12 protein-coding genes are annotated in these 18918 nt (G+C 62.5%); all 12 read right to left on the reverse strand.

Annotated features, from left to right (window positions below; all coding sequences use genetic code 11):
• Positions 1–8 precede the first annotated feature (8 nt).
• On the reverse strand, positions 9–2696 hold the full coding sequence (locus CPH89_RS24965; protein WP_081006365.1) for an ATP-binding protein: 2688 nt from the start codon (positions 2694–2696) through the stop codon (positions 9–11).
• Positions 2693–6385 carry a type VI secretion protein IcmF/TssM N-terminal domain-containing protein gene (locus tag CPH89_RS24970; protein WP_157750152.1) on the reverse strand — a complete coding sequence of 1231 codons (3693 nt, stop codon included), beginning with the start codon at positions 6383–6385 and terminating at the stop codon, positions 2693–2695. Before CPH89_RS24970 ends, CPH89_RS24965 begins: the two co-directional genes overlap by 4 nt.
• A gap of 7 nt (positions 6386–6392) precedes the next feature.
• Entirely contained in the window at positions 6393–7061 is a 669-nt protein-coding gene (locus CPH89_RS24975) for a DotU family type IV/VI secretion system protein (protein WP_053256104.1), read from the reverse strand.
• On the reverse strand, positions 7058–8443 hold the full coding sequence (gene tssK, locus CPH89_RS24980; RefSeq protein ID WP_053256103.1) for a type VI secretion system baseplate subunit TssK: 1386 nt from the start codon (positions 8441–8443) through the stop codon (positions 7058–7060). The genes CPH89_RS24975 and tssK overlap by 4 nt, the downstream gene beginning before the upstream one ends.
• Before the next feature lie 40 nt (positions 8444–8483).
• Positions 8484–9110, reverse strand: coding sequence for a type VI secretion system lipoprotein TssJ (tssJ, locus tag CPH89_RS24985; RefSeq protein ID WP_053256102.1), 627 nt, complete (start codon positions 9108–9110; stop codon positions 8484–8486).
• Positions 9107–9514: a DUF4150 domain-containing protein gene (locus CPH89_RS24990; protein ID WP_053256101.1), complete on the reverse strand. Its 408-nt coding sequence runs from the start codon at positions 9512–9514 to the stop codon at positions 9107–9109. Before CPH89_RS24990 ends, tssJ begins: the two co-directional genes overlap by 4 nt.
• A 10-nt stretch (positions 9515–9524) precedes the next feature.
• Complete coding sequence (locus CPH89_RS24995; RefSeq protein ID WP_053256100.1) at positions 9525–10175, reverse strand: DUF3540 domain-containing protein; 651 nt, start codon at positions 10173–10175, stop codon at positions 9525–9527.
• A 10-nt stretch (positions 10176–10185) separates the two neighbouring features.
• Positions 10186–11133, reverse strand: a complete 948-nt coding sequence (locus tag CPH89_RS25000; RefSeq protein ID WP_053256099.1) for a pentapeptide repeat-containing protein — start codon at positions 11131–11133, stop codon at positions 10186–10188.
• Positions 11126–13519 (reverse strand): DUF2169 family type VI secretion system accessory protein, encoded by a 2394-nt coding sequence (locus CPH89_RS25005; RefSeq protein WP_162232024.1) that lies wholly within the window; start codon positions 13517–13519, stop codon positions 11126–11128. The genes CPH89_RS25000 and CPH89_RS25005 overlap by 8 nt, the downstream gene beginning before the upstream one ends.
• A gap of 28 nt (positions 13520–13547) precedes the next feature.
• Positions 13548–16106, reverse strand: a complete 2559-nt coding sequence (locus CPH89_RS25010; protein ID WP_053256097.1) for a type VI secretion system Vgr family protein — start codon at positions 16104–16106, stop codon at positions 13548–13550.
• A 116-nt stretch (positions 16107–16222) separates the two neighbouring features.
• On the reverse strand, positions 16223–17236 hold the full coding sequence (gene tssG, locus CPH89_RS25015) for a type VI secretion system baseplate subunit TssG (RefSeq protein ID WP_053256096.1): 1014 nt from the start codon (positions 17234–17236) through the stop codon (positions 16223–16225).
• On the reverse strand, positions 17200–18912 hold the full coding sequence (tssF, locus tag CPH89_RS25020; RefSeq protein ID WP_053256095.1) for a type VI secretion system baseplate subunit TssF: 1713 nt from the start codon (positions 18910–18912) through the stop codon (positions 17200–17202). Before tssF ends, tssG begins: the two co-directional genes overlap by 37 nt.
• Between the last annotated feature and the right edge of the window lie 6 nt (positions 18913–18918).

Raw genomic sequence — 18918 nt, forward strand, 5'->3', positions numbered from 1 at the left:
AGGGGGTATCAAAAGAGCCGCGCGCACGCGGTCTCAAGACTGCGTAATGCGGCTTCGCAGTCAGCCTGTTTTTGTTGTTCTGCACTGTGTTCAAGCTGACGGCCGAGGAGCTCCAGTTCGCGTTCACCGAATTGCCCGCAGGTGCCTCTGAGGGTGTGTGCCAGTTGCGCCAGCTCAGTGTAATCCGCCACGTCGTACGCCTCGCGCAGCGCACCCAGTAAGTGTTGCGTGTCGACCCGAAACAGCTCGCGCAGGCGCGGTGCCTTGAGCGGCGATACGGCTGGCGGCTCAGTGGTCTGTCCCGGTACCGCGCCAATTGCACCGGCGGGCATCGGCGCAGGTTCCATGCCGCGCTTGAGTTGCCAGGCAATCGCGGTTTCCAATGCGCGGAACAACTGCCCGGGCAGCACCGGTTTGGCCAGGTAGGCATTGGCGCCCTGGCGCAGGAAACCTTCGCGATCACCTTCCATGGCGCTCGCTGTCAGGGCGATGACCCAGACCTCGTCGTCGAGCACCCCGTTCGCCCCCGAACGCAACTTGCCGATGGTTTCCAGCCCGCCCATCACCGGCATTTGACTGTCCATCAGGACCACGTCGAAGATCACTTTGCTCATCAGTTGCAAGGCTTGTTCGCCATTGCTTGCGCACTGGAAACGGTGGCCAAATCGTTCAAGGTACAGGCAGGCGATTTCACGGTTGGTCGCGACGTCATCTACCACCAGAACGTTGAGTTGGTAGGCTTGGCCAAGCAGTGTGTCCATCTCCTCGCGTACCGGCGGTACGATCACTTCATCCGGCGCCAGGGGCGGGAAGGGCAGCACCAGGGTAAACGTCGAACCATTGCCGGGCGTGCTTTTGACCCCAAGCTCGCCCCCCATGAGTTGCGCCAGGCGGTGGCTGATGGAAAGGCCCAACCCGGTGCCGCCGTATTCACGGGTGGTGGAGGCATCGGCCTGGCGAAACGCATCGAAAATCTGTGCCTGTTTGTCCTCGGCAATACCAATGCCGGTGTCTTCGACGCTAAAACCCAAGGTAATCCCCGGCCCCTTCCACACCAGTAGGCGCACTGAGCCCCCCGGGGTGAACTTGATGGCATTGCCAAGCAAATTGAGCAATATCTGCCGTAAGCGCAAAGGGTCACCCTTGACGCCCACCGGCACGTCGCTGGCCACCTGCACTGTCAGGCGCAGCCGCTTCTCTTGCGCACTCGGCACCAACACGTTGATCGCCTCGGTCACCAAGGCCACCACGTCGAACGCGGTGTGTTCGACGATGAGGTTGCCCGACTCGATTTTTGACAGGTCGAGAATGTCGTTGATCAGTGCCAGCAACACATCGCCGTTATCTCGGATAGACCCCACGAAGCGCAGCTGTGGCGGGTCCAATGATGTGTCGGCGAGCAAATGGCTCATGCCGATGATCGCATTGAGCGGCGTACGGATCTCGTGGCTCATGTTCGCGAGGAACTCGCCCCGGAGCAGATTGGCCCGGTCGGCGCTCTGCAAAGCCTCGCGCAGCTCGCAGGTGCGTGTCTGCACCTGGTTTTCAAGCCCCAGACGCTCGGTGTGAAGGGTGTCGAGCAGGTCGTTATAGGCTCGGGCAAAGCGCCCCAGCTCATCGTCGTGAACCACCGGCAGGCGGCGAGTCAGGTCATCGGAGTGGCGGGTTTCTTCGATGGCCTGGGCAAAACCGGCCAACGGGCGCGCGAGTTGTTGGCGCAGTACGGTGAGCAGGCCCAGGGTCAGCAGCACCAACCCGATCAACGCAAACGGCGCTTCCTTCATGATCAGTTGCAAGGTGTTGGCCTGCAGGCGCGCTCGCGGGTAAAGCGACACCAGGTACCAGTCCAGCACATCCAGGCGCGCGACCACCGCCGTGCCATGGTTGAGCTTCAGTTGCTGGGGAAAGGTGCCTTTCATATCCAGGCCTGGCAACGGCGTCGTCAGGTAACGGTACTCTTTGGGCGCCCCTCCGGGCAGCGTGGCAATCGGCAATCCGGTGTGGTCGATGATGTAACCGTTGTAGCCGCGCAGTAACTGCGACATGCGCGCGAAACGATCGTTGAGCTGCAGGTCATAGCCGGTGATGACTTCCACCTTGCCGTCCTTGTCGCGCCCGATGGCGGCCACGGTAATCAATTGCTGCCCGGTATGGGGGTCATAGACCGGCCCGTCCCAGACTATGTCGGCCTTTGCATCCGGCAGGCGCTTGCTCAAGTCCCGCAGGTACTCAGCACGGCTGGCAGTAAAGCCCTTGACGGGGTAGGGGCCGGTGGAAAAGGCCGCGCCGATACCCGGGAAGTAGAAAAACGTGTCCACAATCATCGACTGACCCGCTGCGCCATAGGCTTCGGCAGCCACCGCGGCACGGGGTAACTGGGTCGACGACGCGGCGCCCGGGTCCGGCAGCCAGCACAGGGTGCTGCGCGGCGTCGGTATATCGAGTTCTTCGGTCGCCGGGCTGCGCCACAGTCGCAATAACCGGCGGGCGCCATCGGCGCTTTCCTGCAAATCATCGTTATCGACGCGAGTGATCAATTCCACGCGCTGGCTGAGCTCCTGCAGCGACTCGCGCTCCAGTTGATGGTAGACGCGCCATGCGCTGAGCCCGGTTGCAACACACCAACTGCCGGCCAGAACCACGACCAGCACGCAGGTAATGCGTAAAGCCAGTGACCGGCGCCATAGTTTTCTCATTCAGGTGGGCCTTTGGTATCGGCCGACGCTACCGAGGACGGCATGCCCGACCAGCCATAGGCAATCTGCGCCGGGGGGGCCTGCGCGGCCAAACGCCGTTCGGCAACGCTGCCTTGCGCGGCTTCACCCACTGCGTTAGCGGCGTCCTGGGTATCCATGGCGGTCAGTTGATCACTGATGGTTTTCAATTGCTCATTGATCGCCTTGGACTGGCTGTCGGCAGCCTGTGCCTGTTGGTCGGTGTGTAGCAAGGTCTCCGCCCCGGTATACCGATAGGTGAGTGTCAGTTGGGTAATGTTATCGCTGGCCATCAGGTCACGCTGGTCGGGAAAGTCGTCCTGGGTCAGGGTGCGTTGGCCACTGGCAAACGCCTGCAGGAAATCGATGAAGCCATGCTCGCCGGGCCAGCGTTTAGTCAGCGTGTAGTGCGCAAAACGGACCTGCAGGCTGACATCGCCGCACGCGCCCGGCGTCCAGGTGAAGGGCGCGCTGGTGGGGAAATTGAAGTTGTCCAGGACGGTTGAATGGTTGCTGCATTGCAACGTCAGTCGGGTTTGCTGCGGTAATTGCCTGGCGCCCAGGTTGATCGACAGCGGTGTGGCCTGAATGCTGACCACCGAGGCAAGGCTGGGCAGGTTGAGTTGCGGCTGCAACACCGCCTGCTGTGCCTGCAAGGCTTTTTCAGCCGTTTGCAGATTCTGCCGTTGCGCCTGGCGTACAGCTTGTTGCGCCGCGGTTTGCCGCGTGGCGGCTGCGAGGTCCGACTGAGCATGTTGCATGCGGCCAAGGTAGGCGAGAAAGGCACTGCTCAGCGGCACTTTCTGGCCCAATGCAATAACCGGTTTAAAGCCCTGCGCATCCTGCTGGATGAAGGTCTTGATGGGCCCATTGAGAAACCGTGGGAGCTGGCCGCGCTCGCCATAGAGTGCGTCATTCAACAACACCGGGTCGTGCACGCCTTCTACAGCGCCCAATACCTGGCTGTTCCACGCTTGCTGCAATTGGCTGGCGGCAATCTGGCCGGCATAGGCCATCTCGACATCCAGGCCTCCGGCGGCCAGTGTCCACACGAGCGACTCGCGCGCGTCACCTTGCGTCAGTTGCTGGCGCAACCCGTCGCGCAGGTCTTGAGCATCCCACAGGGCTGCGGACTTGATCGTCGGGTCGTTGCCGAACCCCCAATTGTCGAGGGCGACCTGGAACGCCTGTGCATCGCTCTTGCGCAGGTCAGTGGCTACCGCCTGCAATGTTTGATTGAACTGGCTGAGCACCTTTGCCTGCCTCATATCAGTGTTCACGGCATCCACGCCCTGGGTGACTGAACCGCTGCTGGCGACATCCTTGATTGCGTTGCCGCCCAGTTCATTGGCGATGCGCAGGTGCCCGAGCAGGCTGCCGTTATCCGCGGCGGGGGTTTCTTGCGCCAGTTCAAACAGGCGGTTCATGCGCACGCTCAGTTGCGCCCACGGCCGACGGTTGGCCGCCGGAATCAAGGCGAAACGTTCGGCGGTGCGTTGCAACAGTTGCCGGTAAGGCGCACGTGCGGTACCGACGGTACTGAGCGCGTCGCGCCATTGAGCTTGGCTGGTCATCCGGGCTTGATCCATCGAAAGGTAACCTTCGATAAAGCGGTACCAGGCATCCTGCGTGTCATTCTGGTACTGCACAAGAAAATGCTCACGTTGATTTTTCCATAATGCCTGATTACCGGTCGCAGCGATCAGCTCATCAATGAACCCCAGAATCGCGCTGCGGCCTTCGACCGTAAATGCGCGGGGCAGCGCGGCGTCGGCGTCTTTGGGCAGTTGCGAGTAGTCAGAGTAGCGAAGCGTGGGCAATTGCGGCTGTTGGTCAGCCCAGGCTTCCAACCAGGACAATGATCGATTGGCAAGGCCCAGGCCATTCAGCTGGCGCAGCGCGTTAGCGCGATCCTCCACCAGGGCTCGCTCGTCGGTTTGCCAATGCAGGTAAGCCTTGAAGCTGCCGCTCAAGGATTGCACCCGCGTGGCACTCGGCACCTGATCCGGCAAAAACCGCCGCAGCAGCGGTAGCAGCTCTTCGCCAGGGCCGGGCAGCGCATTCAGGGAACCACCGGCGAGGCGCGCATTGATCAGGTTGATGCGCCGAACCAACAGCTCCGTGTAGCTGGCGATCAAGGTGTCGTCGTTGCTGGTGGCAATGGCCTGTAACTGATCCGGCAGCAGCCTCATGAACAAGGGGCGCTGCAGGTTTTTGTCGAAGCTGGCCACGTAACCATCACGGTCGAACTGAATCAGTTGATTGACCCGGTTGTGGAACGGCAGCCAGCGCTTCCAGCTCGGCGTCACCTCATGCTCAAGGTTCTCAATAAACTGATGGTACTGGTCAAACTTGTGTAGATCGTGTTCCAGGCCTTTATCCAACATGCTGGTCGGCGGCCATGTTTGCGCGATCAGGGCCAGCTCGTGACTGACATGATTGCTGGAGTAGATCAGCAGGCCGGCAAAGACGCCGCAACCGACCAGCCACAGCACCACCGCGGCATGCGCGGACAAGCGGCGCCAGTGCCGCCAACCGTCGATCGCGCGGTACGCGAAGCGTTGTGAAGGCAGCACACGGTCGAACAGTTCATGGCTGAACCAGCCGACCGTGCTGCCATCGTCCTCAACCCCCTGGGCGGTCAAAAACAGGCCGGACAACAACGGAGGCGCGCAGTAAGGGTTGCTGGCAAAGGCGGGTAACAACAGCTGTTCCAATGCCGGGCGCAGCGCGGCGACGCGCTCGGGAAAATGCAGCGCCTGGGCATTGGGCAGCCGCCGTTGCCCCAGGTCGACCCGCAGTTCGAAGAGGCGACGACCGATCTCACCCAGTACCTTGTCCAGAAATACACGAGCGTCTGCATCGCTGCCATCGACCAGCAGGCCGAGCGCCTGCTGGCGCTGATGCTGAGTAAGGCTGGCAGCCCATTGCGGCATGCCCTCAATGCGTTCAGCGCCGGTCAGGACCAGATACACCGGCAGGCGCGCGCCGAATACCTTCACCAGATCGTCCAGTTGGCGGCGCAGGTTCTGCCCCAGCGCAGTCAGCTGAGCCTTGTTCTGGTCTTGCAGAGACTCAATCGCAATCTCCAGAATTACGCCGTTCAGCGGTTCGCGTCGGCGTGAACGCAACAGGCGCAACAACAGGCGTTTCCAGGCACTGGCAGAATCGAGCAAGCGGCGCGAAGGGTCGAGTACCACGGCATTCTCGAAAAACCACCAGTTGAGTACGTCGCTGGGTGGGCTGCCCGCCGCATGCGGTGCTGAACGCAACGGCGTATCCAGGCCGCTACGCGCCAACAGTGTGCTGTTGGCGCGGGTGGTATCACCGAGCAGCATGAACCAGGGCAGGGCATAGAGTGCAGAGCCCAACTGGCCCGCCTGGCCCAAACGGGACTGGCGCAGTAAACGCACACCGGTGTTCCAGCACTGATCGACATCGGGCTCGAGCGGCTCGGTGCGCCCAGGCAGGTCACGCTGCAGGCGCTGGCGCAGGCGCCAACCTTGCCAGTACCGCAGCGCCCGCAACAGCAACCAGGTGCCGAGCATCACGGCGAGGAGCATCAGTGGCATGCACCACAATGGCCAGCCCGACAGCAGGGTGACGACCCAGCACACACACCCGAGCACAATCAGCGCAACCATCCAGAACACGGCGACAAGCGCTTTCATTAACATTTCAATGGGCCTCCATCAGCATTGCAGCGGCCGCTGCCAGCGGCCGGTCCAGGCCGACGTAGAGGGCCGCCAGCCCCAGCAGCGGAATCACGATCAGCAGGGTAAGCACCAGCGCGGGCACTCGCCGACGCGCGCGGCGGCGTTGCGCCGTGACGCCGAATGAGGGCTGGCTGAACAGCGTGCCGGACGCCTGCAGCGTGGCCATCTGGCCGTCCCGGGCGATGCGTTGCAGGCATTGCCGACGAAACTCGTCCAGCTCGCTGGCTGGGCGCGTTGCGTAGTGGCCGGCAAACCCGGCGAGCAAGGCCAGGCCAAACACCTCACGGACCGCACCCGCTTCTTCCGGCAACGCCTGCCAGCGCTGGAAGAATTCCACCCCGGCCCGCGTGGTAAAAAAGTAGTGGCGTTGCAACGGCGAACGCCGCCACTCAGCGGCGCCGGGCCACGCAGTGGTCATTGCGGTTTCATCCACCCAGGCCACCACCGAAAACAGCGATTCGCGTACCCATGCCTCGACGTAACCGAGCTCACGGGCGCGACTCGCCGCCATGTCCAGCTGGTTGATGAGGCGTGCTGTGGCGGTGGCTGCCGACGCCGCGGGATCGGCGAACACGGCCCGAGTGCATTCAAAGACGCCGACCCAGCAGTCGGCCAAGCGACCTTCGTTCATGCGCGGACCACCACCAGCTCGACCAGCATGTCTGCCGGGGCGTTGGGCATAAACAATGCGGCGGCCTGGGTGCTGCAGACTGTTTCCCAGGCCTCGCTCAGTGGCTCCAGGCGGTAATAAAGCGCTCCGGGCCGACGCGGCATGCCTTGCGGCGGCACTTGCAGGTAAATCAGCTCGACCCCCGGCAATGCGCGGTTGATCAGGTCGGGCATGTCCTGCGGCGCACCCAACTTGGCATCCAGTTCCAGCTGCTGCGCCAACCGCGTCGGATCACCGTCGCTGCGCACCACCAGGTAATAGCGGTGGCGCGGGCCAAGAAAGGCATCCGGCAAGCTGCTTTGAAACAACCCATCGCTGGGCAGCAACCGCACCAGAAGTTCTGAGCCGACGCTGATCTCGTTAAGCAACTGGCCGATCAACCCGGCCGCCAGGGTAATCGCCTGGCCGCAGGTTTCATGCTGATAGGACGTCAGCAGCGATCGACCCTCGTGGGTTTGCCCCAGCATGTCGCAACGCTCGCTGAACACACTGAGTTCGCCGATCAATTGCCGCAGCGTCCCATACACCTGCCACGGCGAGACGTGTGGCGTCTCCAGCAGGTGTGTCAACAATGGGCCATAACGGTTGAGGATCACCAATGCGAGCAAATTGTGGGTGTGCGCGGCATCGAAGTCACCGTAACGCGCATCGCCGGATTGCTTGAACACCTCCAACTGGCGGGCTCGGCCGACCAATTCGTCACGGGTGTCTCGCAGCGTTTGCATCAATGCCGGTGAGGCACCGATCATCACGCAAGGCGGGATGTAGCGATCGGCCAAATGAATCCGGTCACCGTCGTGCTCCAACCGCGCGATAGGCAGCAATTCATAGGCCCCGAGGTTGTCGAGTTCCTCTTCCCAGAACAGACGCAAAACGTAGGACATTTGCCGCACCAGCGCTTCAGGGGCGTCGCCGTGACGGTCGTCCAGCGTTTGCGGGTCAGCCCTGACGGCAAACCGCACGTTGGCTTTTTCGGCGTCTTGCAGCGCTTCGAACACCTGGGCATCCGGTTCGCCCGGCTGGCTGCGCTTGAGCCCGACATACAGCGTGCGGCTGTCGCTGACAAAGTCTGCGAGCGCCAGCGGGCGACACTCCAGTAAGGCGTTGCCGGGGTATTCGACCAGGCTGCCGTCGGTAAACCGCACCGACAGTTGTTCAATCCGGCATTGACGCGAGGCCAGCGCAGCATCGTTCAAACACATCGATATCAGCCCCCAGGCATGCGGCTGTTGGCAGGCAAGGGTCCTCGTCACCAGGCTTTCCAGGCGTGCATCATTCTGCTGAAAGTGCTGCGGTTGCAGGAACAGGCCTTGATGCCAGTAGAGCGGTTTGTCGATGTTCATAGGGCACCTCGACAGCGTGGGGAAACACACCAAAAAGCCATCATTGGCCGGCGTCCGTCAGGCTGACTTCGCCTTCGGCGGGTTGCTCGGCGGGCGGTTGTAGCAACTGGCTTTGCTGGCTGCGCAACAGTGCGTCAGGCCCCAGCAACAGGTTGATGGCCAGCGTTTTCGGGCGGGCGGTCCAGGTTTTACTGAAAAAGCCGGTGGAGGCCACGTCTACGCCAATCCGGTAGAGCTTGACGCTGCGCTGCGGGTCCAGGTGGGCATAGCCGGCGCTGATGCCGACCATTTTTGCCCCCTCCAGGCGTGGCAAACGCACGGTGCGGGTCTGTCCCGGCTCGATAAACAGGCGTGTCAGGCCGATCAGGTCCGGTGGCGCGCTGCTCATCAGCAACAGCTTGCTCAGTTGCTGGCTGCTGCCGGTGTAGGCACTGAACGCGTTCGGCTGCGCGAACTGAGTCACCACCAGCAGGAGTGTGTGTGCCTGGCCGTCGTATTGATTGAGGTCTTTGTCGGCGGTCAGCGTGAGTTCAATGCTGTCATCGGCGTAGTTCCACTTCAGCTCGCTCAACGCTTGTTGCTGCGGTGTCAGACCGTTACTGCTACAGGCGCTGAGCAACACACCGAGCAGCAGCACCGCGAGGGTTTTAAGTGCCACGGGGTTCATCTCAACACCAGCACTTTGGTCTGCCCAGGCGCGCTGACCATGCCCACGGTATTCTGAGGGGCACCGTTGTGCCCGGTCAGGCAGGTCACCCGCACCGCCGGTTTGCCGCCGACCGTGACGCAGGTGCTGGCGTTGAGAAAGGTCATCTCGCCCATGATCCGGCCACTGAGCAGGCCGCCTGCGGCGCCGGGTTGATCGCCATTGCTGATCGTCACTTTGCTCATCAGCGTCATCGCCGGCATACCCATCACCAGCACGTTCGACATCAGGCCGGCGGGGTCGGCCATGCGCGTGTCGGCGATGTTGGGGTAGGGCACGGGCAAAGGCCCGGTCGGGCTGGGTGTATTACACATGTCAGGGGCGGTGGCGGTAGCCACTGCACCATCATTGGTCAGCATGAACATGGGAGGACTCCTAACCGAGTTTGATGCGCTGGCCATCCAGCGCGACGGTGATGTCGGCGAACAGGTCGAGGGTTTCGCCACGCAGTTGCCAATCGTTTTTCACCTGCTGGCTGACCGAGCCTGCGTAGAGGTCTTCGTGCCCTTCGACACGGCGGCGGCTGTCGCCGAACTCGGCGGTATGGACCTGCGCGGTCTGGTGAGCGTGCAACGCGCTGTCGTGGCGGTGCAGCCAATGGCTGTCGGCGCGCTCACCGCTGACCTGTAGCGTTTGGGTTGTAAGGCACGCGTGGCGGCTGTGCAGCAGGACGTCAGCGCTGCGCACGGCAAGTGCCGCGCCGGCGTCCAGGCTAATACCGTCCCGCGCCTCTATATGCAGCGCACCTGCCGGCACGTGCAGGTGCAGGTCGCCGTCCACACTCAAGCGGGCGGGCGCGCTGCTGTCGCGCTCCAGTACGCTGAGGATGTAGCCGCTCGTACCCTCCATGCAGATCAGCACCGCATCCCCGAGTGCCGGGCGTAGCAGGCAACCGGCGGCGGGCTTGAGCCAGTAACGGCGCCCGTCGGTACTGACGACACCAAAACGCTCGCCATCCTCGGCATTGACCCGCCCATGGTGCAACGTGGCCGGGGATTGACTGTGCTGCGGGGCTTGCAGTGGCATGGTGGTCTCCTTACAGCGTCGGCTGCCAACGATCGGCGGCCAGGCGCAGTGGGTCGGCAGGGCGAATGTCGTCGAGGCGTGCGCCTTTCCACTGACAGTTGTCCAGTTCGGCGGCGTGCAGGTTGGCGCCGAACAGGTCGGCATCGGTGAAGTCGGCACCGCTGGCGCGCAGATAGATGCATTGGGCGTAGCGCAGGCGGGCCCGCAAGAACTGCGCGCCGGGCAGCACTGCGCCGTTCAGGTTGGCCTGGACCAACCCACTGTCGGTGAAGTCGGCAGCGTTCAGACGGGCGTCGGTAAAGATCGCCTGGATGAGGTTCGTGGCGATGAACCGCACTCGAGCGCCCTGGCATTGGAACAGCGACAGGGCACGGGTCTCGGCGTGGCTCAGGTCCACATCGGTCAGGCTGCTGCGATCAAAGGCACATTGCTCAAGGTGTGCGTCGATCAGGTAGAGGTTGCGCAGCAGGCTGTCGGTCACGCGCACTTGCTGCCATTGCGCTGAGCTGGCATCGGCATCACACAGGCTGACATGATCCAGTTGGCATTGGCGCATGATGCTGCCGCGCAAATTCGGCACTGAGAATGCACAGTCAATGAAACTCAGGTTGCTGGCGGTGGTTTCGTTGAGGTTCAACCCAACGGCCTCGCAGCGTAACCAGCGGCCACCGTCGAGGGTCGCGGTGGCCAGGTTTGCCCCATCGAAGTGACAGTTTCTGAAATCGACCTGACGCAACTGGCTGCGCGAAAAATGGCTGCCTGCCAGTTGGCAGTCGACCCAGGTACAGGCCTCAAGGTCGGCGTCGTTGAAGCACGCGTTGCGCGCATCGATCTGCTCCAGGCGCGCATGGCGCAGCGTCACCCCACGGAAGTCACCACCGGCCAGGCACAGGTTACGCAGTACGCCACCCTCGGCGACGCGTGCGCGCAGTTGTTCGGCGGTTATTGATTCAGACATGTTCGAGTTCCTCGGGTAATCGGCAATAGCTCAATAAAGCGCCGTCCAGGCGGGCCCCGAGGCCTCGGGCGCCTTCGCTGGTGACCGCATGCAGATTGCAGTCGCGCAGGTCGGCCTGATCCAGACGGACTTTGCGTAGGCGGGCTTGCTGCAAGTTGGCGCCGACCCACTGTATTTGGCTGAGGTCACTGCCGGTGAAGTCGGCATTGCGCGCGTCCAGGCGATAACCGTGGCTGCTGCGCAAGTTGCAGCGAATCAGCAGCGCGTTGTGCAGGTGGCTGCCACGCAGGCTTGCCCCCGGCAGTGACACGTCTTGCAGGCTGGCATTGGCAAGGTTTGCGTTATCCAGGCGAATGCCGGGCAACTGGCAACCCAGGTCCAGTTGCAGCTCGGCCGCATGGGCATCGGTCAGGTCGATGTCCTTACCGTTGACCCCAGACCAGGCCGCCGAGCCCAGGCTCGCGCCGGCTAACCGGGCCTGGTCCAGCAGGCAGTCGCGCAAACGTGTTTGCGTTAACTGCGCTTCGCGCAAGTCGATCTGCCGCAGGTCGCAATTTTTGAAGGTGCTGCCGGTCAGGTCGATACCTGGCCAATGCGCGGCAGCCAACACACAGTGATCAAACAGGCAGCGCTGCAGTACGGCGCCGGTCAAATCACTGGCAGACAGGTCCAGGCCGACAAAACGCGCGCCTTCCAGGTGGTCACCCCGGGCGTGGGCGGCTTCGAGTAACGCGCGAGTCCAGGGCCCGGCTTCAGGGATGACGCTGTGGCGGCTGGCAGCAGGCGGCGGCGATTTGTCGTTTAACGGACTGGCCGCCGGCAATTTCATCCGCAGTGCCTGCATCTTCGTGTTGATCTGCTGTTCTGTCTCCCGCATCGCTTGCAAACCGGCGCTCAGTTGTGTGCGCACAGTGGCTTTGCGTGACGCCGGCAGGGGCAACTGGTCAAGACTCGACAGTAGGTCTGTCCTGGCCGGGCGGGGCGCGTTGTGCTCAACCTGTTTGATCGCTTCGCGTAGCGCCTCAGGCTTCATGTGCAGGTGGACCGCGGTCTGGTCGATGAACTGCTCGGTCGCCGCCTGCGCGTGGTCAATGCTGGCCTGAATGCGCGCCTTGAGGGCGGCCGGGTCAAACGGCCGTGCCTCGGCCGGCGGGCGTTGCGTTAATGCGGCGAGGTTAGGCGCAGTCGCCGGGTACTCGGCCGGGTTCAACCGTTTGCCGAAGCGTTTGCCGACGTCGCCGGCACGGGCCAATACGTTGGCTTGTTCGGCCGCGAAGGCCGCGTAACGCGCATCCAGCGAGGCCTGCATACGCTGAATGATGGCGTTTTTGTCGACGGTTTCAGGCGCTATTGGCTTGGCCGCAGGCGGCGGCTTGAGCGACGGCCAGAGTTTTTCGCAGCAGGCGGCGGCGGTTGCCGTAGCGGCGTCGACGCGTTCATACACGGCGCCCAATTGCGCAATATCGGCGCCGTCAAGATCGGCCACAGCGACCTCGGCCCGGTACAGCAGCAACACCCGCTCAACGTCGGGGAATAGCCACACCGTGTCCAGGTGCACTGGCGGCTCTTCGATCGCGGGTGTCGATGCCGTGCGCTTGAGAAACACCCGGGCTCGGAAGGCGGGCAACGTCCCGCCGATTTGCGCCTGCACAGGGTGCATGCCGTCAACGCTCCAGGTTTCGTTGCCGGCCCAGTAATCTGAGTGGCATTGATCCTGAGCGACTTCATCAAACCAGCGGGCGTCGCAATCCAGAGGCGGGCAGGGTGCCCGACGTGCTGTCCAGTGTTTATCGCAAGTGCCCCACAAGCTTCGGCGTTCAAGGCACTGCGGCGGCAGCGGACGCAGGCTGGCGATTGGCAGCGTCTGGCCGGGTACCCGCATGGGCAAGTGTGCGTTTTCGATTTGCGGCAACGGCATGCCCACGCTGCTGTCGGGGTCTGCCAGATAGCCGCTGCCTTCGGGATTATCCGCCCAGCCGGCGCCGCCGAACGCGTGCTGCAAATCCAACGGCAAACGCAGGAGCGGGCCGGTTGGACGCGCCGTGAAGCCGAGCGCCCCGCGTTCCCAGCACCTGGGTGGGTGCAGGTGCAAGGTCTTACTGACGCTCGCGATGCGCACGCGCACGGCCATGCCATTGCGTTGCTGCTCAGGCGTCAGCGGGTACGCGTCGCCCTGCACGGCGACACTGCCACGGGCCTTTTTCAAGCCACTGTCGAACGGCTGTTTGTCGAAGCGCTGGCTGAGCCAGGGCAATGCATGTTCAGCGGCCAGCACCTGGTGGTCGGCACCGAACAGCAGGCCCACGGTAATTGCCAGGGTCGCAGGCCTCGGCCCCTGTTGACGGGCCAGGGTCAGCAGACTTATGTCGGAATAGGAAAGGTGCATGCTTGAACCCTCGTCAGGAAGAAACGCTTTAAGGCTCGAAGTTGTCGACCACCTGGAGTGCCGCATTGGCGCCGTCGTCCAAGCCTCTGGCGAGCGCTTCGGCCATTTCGTTGAGCACCTCAAAGGCTTTGAGCCGCGCGATTTCTTCGGCTTCTATCAGCGCTTCCGTCGGCGTGGGTGGGATATACACGGCGCCCAACGTCGCATTGCTCGCACTCAGTTCGTCCAGGCTGGTGTAGGTGGCTTTCAGTTGGGAGGAAACGCTCGCGTTTTTGCAGTGGATATCGCCCACCACATCGACATTGCCCACGAACCGGGTTTTACCGGTAATGGCCACGTCGCCGTCGATCATGATCGTTTTAGGCGACTGGATCCGAATGCCATCGGGGTTGAGTACGATCGAATGCTCAGCGCATTTCAGCGTGATCGAGGTCGTTGCGGTCACCGTATAGAGATCGGCAGTCACCTTGTGCAGCTCGGCTTGAAGCTGTGAGACGGAGGCCACCGTTCTGTCGATCAGCTTCTTGTCCTCGGAAATTGCTGCGACCTTCTTCCCGATCTTCTCCCAGACGTAAGTGAACCCGTTACACGAGAGTGAAATGCTCACGCCCGACATATTCACGGTGGTCGCTTTTCCTTGCGCAGTGAGGCTTAGCTTGGCCACGCCCAGGCTGGCCTCCGCCTGGGTTGTGGCGGTCTTGAGTGATGCCGAGAAGGTCGGCGCGTTGGTGAATTCAGCCTTGGCGCCAAGGTTGAGCCAGTTCGGGCCGCCCCAGTTGACACCGGTGTTGAGTTCCCCCGGTGTGGGTTTAGGCTCGGCGGGCGAAGCCGGTACCGGGTTATCCGCGCCCGTGTCGCTGCTATGGGCGGCCACCGGGTCCCCGGTGCCCATCGACAATGAGTACACGCCGGGCACTTCGTGTTTGAGCGAGGACGATGTCAATTGCATGTGGGCGTTGGTGCGCAGTTGCGCGCCGGCGACTTCGCCATTGCCCAGTGTGAAGACGCTGTTGCCGCCAGGCGCACCCAGCTTCAGATGGGCAGCCCCGGGGTGGTCTTCCATCGCCAGGAAGTGCCCTCCGGCCGTGGAGAAGCCGCTCTGGGTGGCGTTACGCTCAACGACCATGCTCGGGTTTTCCGAGTTTGGTACGCAGCCAACGATAATCGGCCGGTCGGGGTCGCCCCCCAGAAATGACACCAACACTTCACTGCCTTTGAGCAGCGGAAAGTGCATGCCATGGCTGGAACCGGCAGACAACGACACCCTGCGCAGCCATGCCGAACCCCGAGTGCTGGGCTTTTGATCGCGGGTAAATGGAAAGCGCACTTTGTAGCAGCCGTGCTGGTTGAGCAGCGGCTTGCCACTGTCGTCGCCATCCACCACCGCACTCAGTACGCCAAACGCGTTGGGTTTTGGGGTGTCCAGAGGCGGGCGGAACTGCACCTCGGCGGGGATCACCAGGAAGCGTGTCTGGGTATCGCCGGCCAGATTATCCTCGCCTGTCGCGGGCAATGGTTGTTGGCCGCTGTGGTGCACTTCAAGCACTTGATAGGCCGCATTCATGCAAGGCCGCGCATGCCCGGCCAAGGCCATCAAACCGCCGGATCGCAGGCCGGTGACATGGCCGCTGCCCTGGAACAGCCGATGACGGCACCCCAGCGCCTGGGCACGGCGTTGCGCCAACCAGAGGCCCTGAGCGTGACTGCCAAAATGCTCGCCATACACGCCGAACTCGCCGCTGAATGCTGGCGAGGTGGCGGGGGCCTGGGCATTGTCGGCGACGCTGCCGGCGGCCACCGAGGCTGTGCTGTGTAGCGCCAGTTGCGCATTGCTCGCGGAAAAATCCTGCAGCACCACCTGCTCCGGTTGCACCACGCTGCGCCGGCTAAAGGTGTGCGCTACCGCCGCAAGCCCGCTGTTCAGTGCGGTGTCCAGGGGCCGGTACCGCACCGGCAGCAATGCCTTGGGTTGGGCGCTGCGATCACTGCAAAAGATCAGGGCTTCCTGCTGCTCCTGCTGCTCGAAGAAGTAGTAGCAACCGCTGTATTCCAACAGGCGCGATAGAAAGTCGAAGCTGGTTTCTTCGTATTGGCAGGTGAAGTTGGCTTGCGTGTGGGGGATGTCGTCGTCGCGCAGGCGCAGGTCAAAATCGAAAGCGGCCGTGCGGGTGCTGTCTGCGCCCTGGCCTTCACGTGTCAGGTCGGCATTTTTGAGGATGTCGCGCAACAGCTCCGGCAGGTTTTTGTCCAGCCAGATTTCGCTGAAGCGCTGCTGGCGCAGGCGGGTGATGCGCGGCTCCAGCACCACACGGCAATAGTGGTAGAGATCGTCGGCATCCAACAGCTCCACCGAAGTGACGATGCCGTGGTACGGGTGAGCGGCGCCGAGGGTGTCAAACAGGGTCAGGTGCGCGGGTGCACCGAGCATGGCGTCTTCGTTCAGTAACGGGTTCAGTGAAGCCAGTACGACCTCGAAGCGATAGGGCCGTGACAACACGTCTTCACCCTGCCAGCGAGCGACCAGCAGGGGCTCCAAGGCAAGCCCGTCACTCAGGAAGGTGCACAGAGGTTGCTCGGTCAATGTCATGGTCTGAACTCCTGGTTACCTGCGCAATCGAGTCACGGGGCCACTGTAGGTCGGGCGCGTTTTTTTGGCGCTCGGGTAAAGACCTGATTGTTCAGTTGTTCAAGGCTCTGCCTGAATCATTCTCCGGTCTGCGATTGAGTACCGGGACCTTGCGCCCCGACCAGGGTGAATACCGCCTCACCCTGTTCCAGCGTACGGCCCAGCCAGGTGTTGGTGCCGAGGCGCTGCCAACCGTCACCCAAACGCGTGCCACGTTGTTGGTCTGGTTTTAGGCTCAGCACCAGCCGGCATTTGACCGGGGTGTGCAGGTACAACGCGGTTAAGCGTTCGATACGTTTGTAGAGCGCGGTGCCTGGCATCAGCAGGTGAAAACGCAGGGCGTCCAACGGGCCGACCCGGATGTCCAGGGTGCTGCTGCGGTCGCTGACGTGTTGACCGAGGAGGCTGTCCTGCCCCAGCACATTGCCCTGCAGGCCCAACCGGCAGCGGGACTGGTCATCAATCGGCACTTGGGTCAGCACACAGGGCACGACCTCGACGGGGTCGCCGTCGAGTGTGCTGCTGAGCAGTTGCTCCAGGCCGAGGGCCGAGCGCGGGAACTGGTTGAAGAGGCCGGCGTAGCGCACTAATTGCGGGGCAAGCTGGCGCCACTGCGGGTCGGCATCCGCCAGGCCCACCAGCGAGCGCACCAGGTTGAGACGACCCAGGTCACGACGCTCGCCGATCGCCATCCACAGCCGGTGTTTTTCCCAGGCACGAAACAGCAGTGGGTACAGCGCGGCATGCAAAACGTCGAGAAAATCACGGCCGGCGCTGCGGCCTTGCAGTTGCTCATCGATCAGGTCTTCGGTGTAGAAGGTTGGCAGTGGTGACGTCACGCCGTACAAGCCAAAGAAGCTGGCTTGCAGGTGGTAGCGCCCGCTGGTGTCCTGGTCGATGGCTAAAATATCGCTCTCGGGGAACCCCAATCCCAGGCCAGGGCGCACGCGCACACCATCGCTGAACGCGTGATCGTCTGCAAAGCGCAGCCGCAGCAAGCGCAACGCCTGGAAAAAAGCATAGTCGCGCCCGTTGGCCAGCAAGGTGTCCTGGGTCATAGCAGGCGTTGCCGACCGATTTTCGCCGGCCACGCCAGTGTTTCCTGATTAACGCTGTCGTACAGGTTGAGGGCTACGAAGCTGTTGACCGCGACACTGCCGGCAAAGAACTCATCGAGCACCACGCCAAACAGGTAAAGCCCTCCGGCCCCCAGAAAATGATCGCCACGGCACTCCAGGTGGACCACCGTACCTTCGATGGGCAGCCCGTTGATGAAGCGCCGCTCGTGCGTGGCAACGACCTTCTCAATGCCGTTGATACGCCGATTATTGGCGTCCTGCCCACCTTCATCGGCGCTCGGCAAGTAGAGTTTGAGCAGGCTCTTGAGGTAATCGGCGTCGAGCAGTTTGAAGTGGTTGGCATTCAGTTGGGAAAGCATGCGCCACAGCAACCGGTCCTGGTATTTGGGCGGATGGCAGGGGGTGATCCCACGAATGTTGCGCAGCGTGACGCGCGCCGGGGTGTTGTCCATCGGCTGGTTGAGGTCCCCGGGGTGCAAGCTTTCAGGCAGTGGGCCGTCAGTGCACAGCAACGAGATCGACAGGGTGACGTCTTGCGGCGATTGGCGGTCGACATACGGCAGGCTGATGAAGTGCTCGTAATCACGCGGGTCATTGCTGCCCTGGCGAATGCGCAAGTTGAACGCATCGCGCTGGTAAATGGTGTGGAAGGGTTTTAAGGTTTTTTCGTTGCCGGTGCCCGAATAGGCGCTGACACTCAGCACCGAATGAATACGCAGACGTTGGCGTTGGGACTGGTTCGCAGGCTGGATGCGATATTCGGCCTGGCGGTGATCGACCCTGAGTGGGTGAGCGTCCTGGGTGAACAGGTTGACCGCGGGCGTCACCCCGAGCATGAAGCTGTTTTCGGTCAGGGCAGGGGCCCACGACGGCACGTTGTCGAACACCAGCTTTACGCTCATGCGGGTGTGTTCGCCGCGATGGCGCCAGCGCTGCAAACCGCTCAAGCGCACGAACAGGAATTTTTCCGGTAACGCGAAATACTCCTGCAAACCCCGGTAGGCCGGGTGTGCTGCATCCGGGTAGGGCAACAACGCGTGCGCCCGATCAAATCCGCACGACTGGATGTGGTTGGCCGACAGCAGCGTTATCGGCTGGCCTTCACCCTGGATGCGTATTTCGCGCACATGCTGGTCCAGCAGGCGGAGCAGGGCACAGGCTTCGCTGAAGGTATCCCCCAAGTAAAAGGTCAGGCTGTCGGCCTTGAAGTCATCGGGCGCGACGGTCAGCGCAAGGTCCAGCACCAGGCTGCGGCGCTCTGCGGTTCCACCGTCCCAGCGCGCACCGATCAGCGTGACCGGTTCAAGGTCGACCGGCATCGTGCTGCGAAAGCTCGCGCGATGGCCGTCAATGGGCACCGAAGCCACTTCGCAGCCGGTCGCGATAGGTTGTGTCTGCGAAAGCGCTGTTCGCGGCGCGAACTGCAGCAGCGTCATGCACGGCAGCGGCTGCAAATATTGCGGATACAGCAACTGCGCCAGCTCTTGGACAAATTCGGGAAACTCGTCATCCAACCGCTGGCGCACCATGCCTGTCAGGAACGCCACGCCTTCAAGCAGGCGCTCCACATCCGGATCGCTGGCCGAGCCACTGCCCAGCAATGGCGCCAGGGCCGGGTTGCGCTGGGCAAACTCATCGGCCAGATGCCGCAGGTTATTCAGTTCACTTTGGTAGTAGAGGTTCTGCACAAGTCC

It is taken from the genome of Pseudomonas fluorescens (assembly GCF_900215245.1).
GTDB classification, from domain to species: Bacteria; Pseudomonadota; Gammaproteobacteria; order Pseudomonadales; family Pseudomonadaceae; genus Aquipseudomonas; species Aquipseudomonas fluorescens.

What these genes read in the sequence shown, in the direction of transcription:
- CPH89_RS25005 (WP_162232024.1), bottom strand. Translation starts at nt 13,519, where the DNA reads ATGCACCTTTCCTATTCCGACATAAGTCTGCTGACCCTGGCCCGTCAA.
- CPH89_RS24975 (WP_053256104.1), bottom strand. Translation starts at nt 7,061, where the DNA reads ATGAACGAAGGTCGCTTGGCCGACTGCTGGGTCGGCGTCTTTGAATGC.
- CPH89_RS24965 (WP_081006365.1), bottom strand. Translation starts at nt 2,696, where the DNA reads ATGAGAAAACTATGGCGCCGGTCACTGGCTTTACGCATTACCTGCGTG.
- CPH89_RS24990 (WP_053256101.1), bottom strand. Translation starts at nt 9,514, where the DNA reads ATGTTCATGCTGACCAATGATGGTGCAGTGGCTACCGCCACCGCCCCT.
- tssK (WP_053256103.1), bottom strand. Translation starts at nt 8,443, where the DNA reads ATGAACATCGACAAACCGCTCTACTGGCATCAAGGCCTGTTCCTGCAA.
- CPH89_RS24970 (WP_157750152.1), bottom strand. Translation starts at nt 6,385, where the DNA reads ATGAAAGCGCTTGTCGCCGTGTTCTGGATGGTTGCGCTGATTGTGCTC.
- CPH89_RS25000 (WP_053256099.1), bottom strand. Translation starts at nt 11,133, where the DNA reads ATGTCTGAATCAATAACCGCCGAACAACTGCGCGCACGCGTCGCCGAG.
- CPH89_RS24995 (WP_053256100.1), bottom strand. Translation starts at nt 10,175, where the DNA reads ATGCCACTGCAAGCCCCGCAGCACAGTCAATCCCCGGCCACGTTGCAC.
- CPH89_RS25010 (WP_053256097.1), bottom strand. Translation starts at nt 16,106, where the DNA reads ATGACATTGACCGAGCAACCTCTGTGCACCTTCCTGAGTGACGGGCTT.
- tssJ (WP_053256102.1), bottom strand. Translation starts at nt 9,110, where the DNA reads ATGAACCCCGTGGCACTTAAAACCCTCGCGGTGCTGCTGCTCGGTGTG.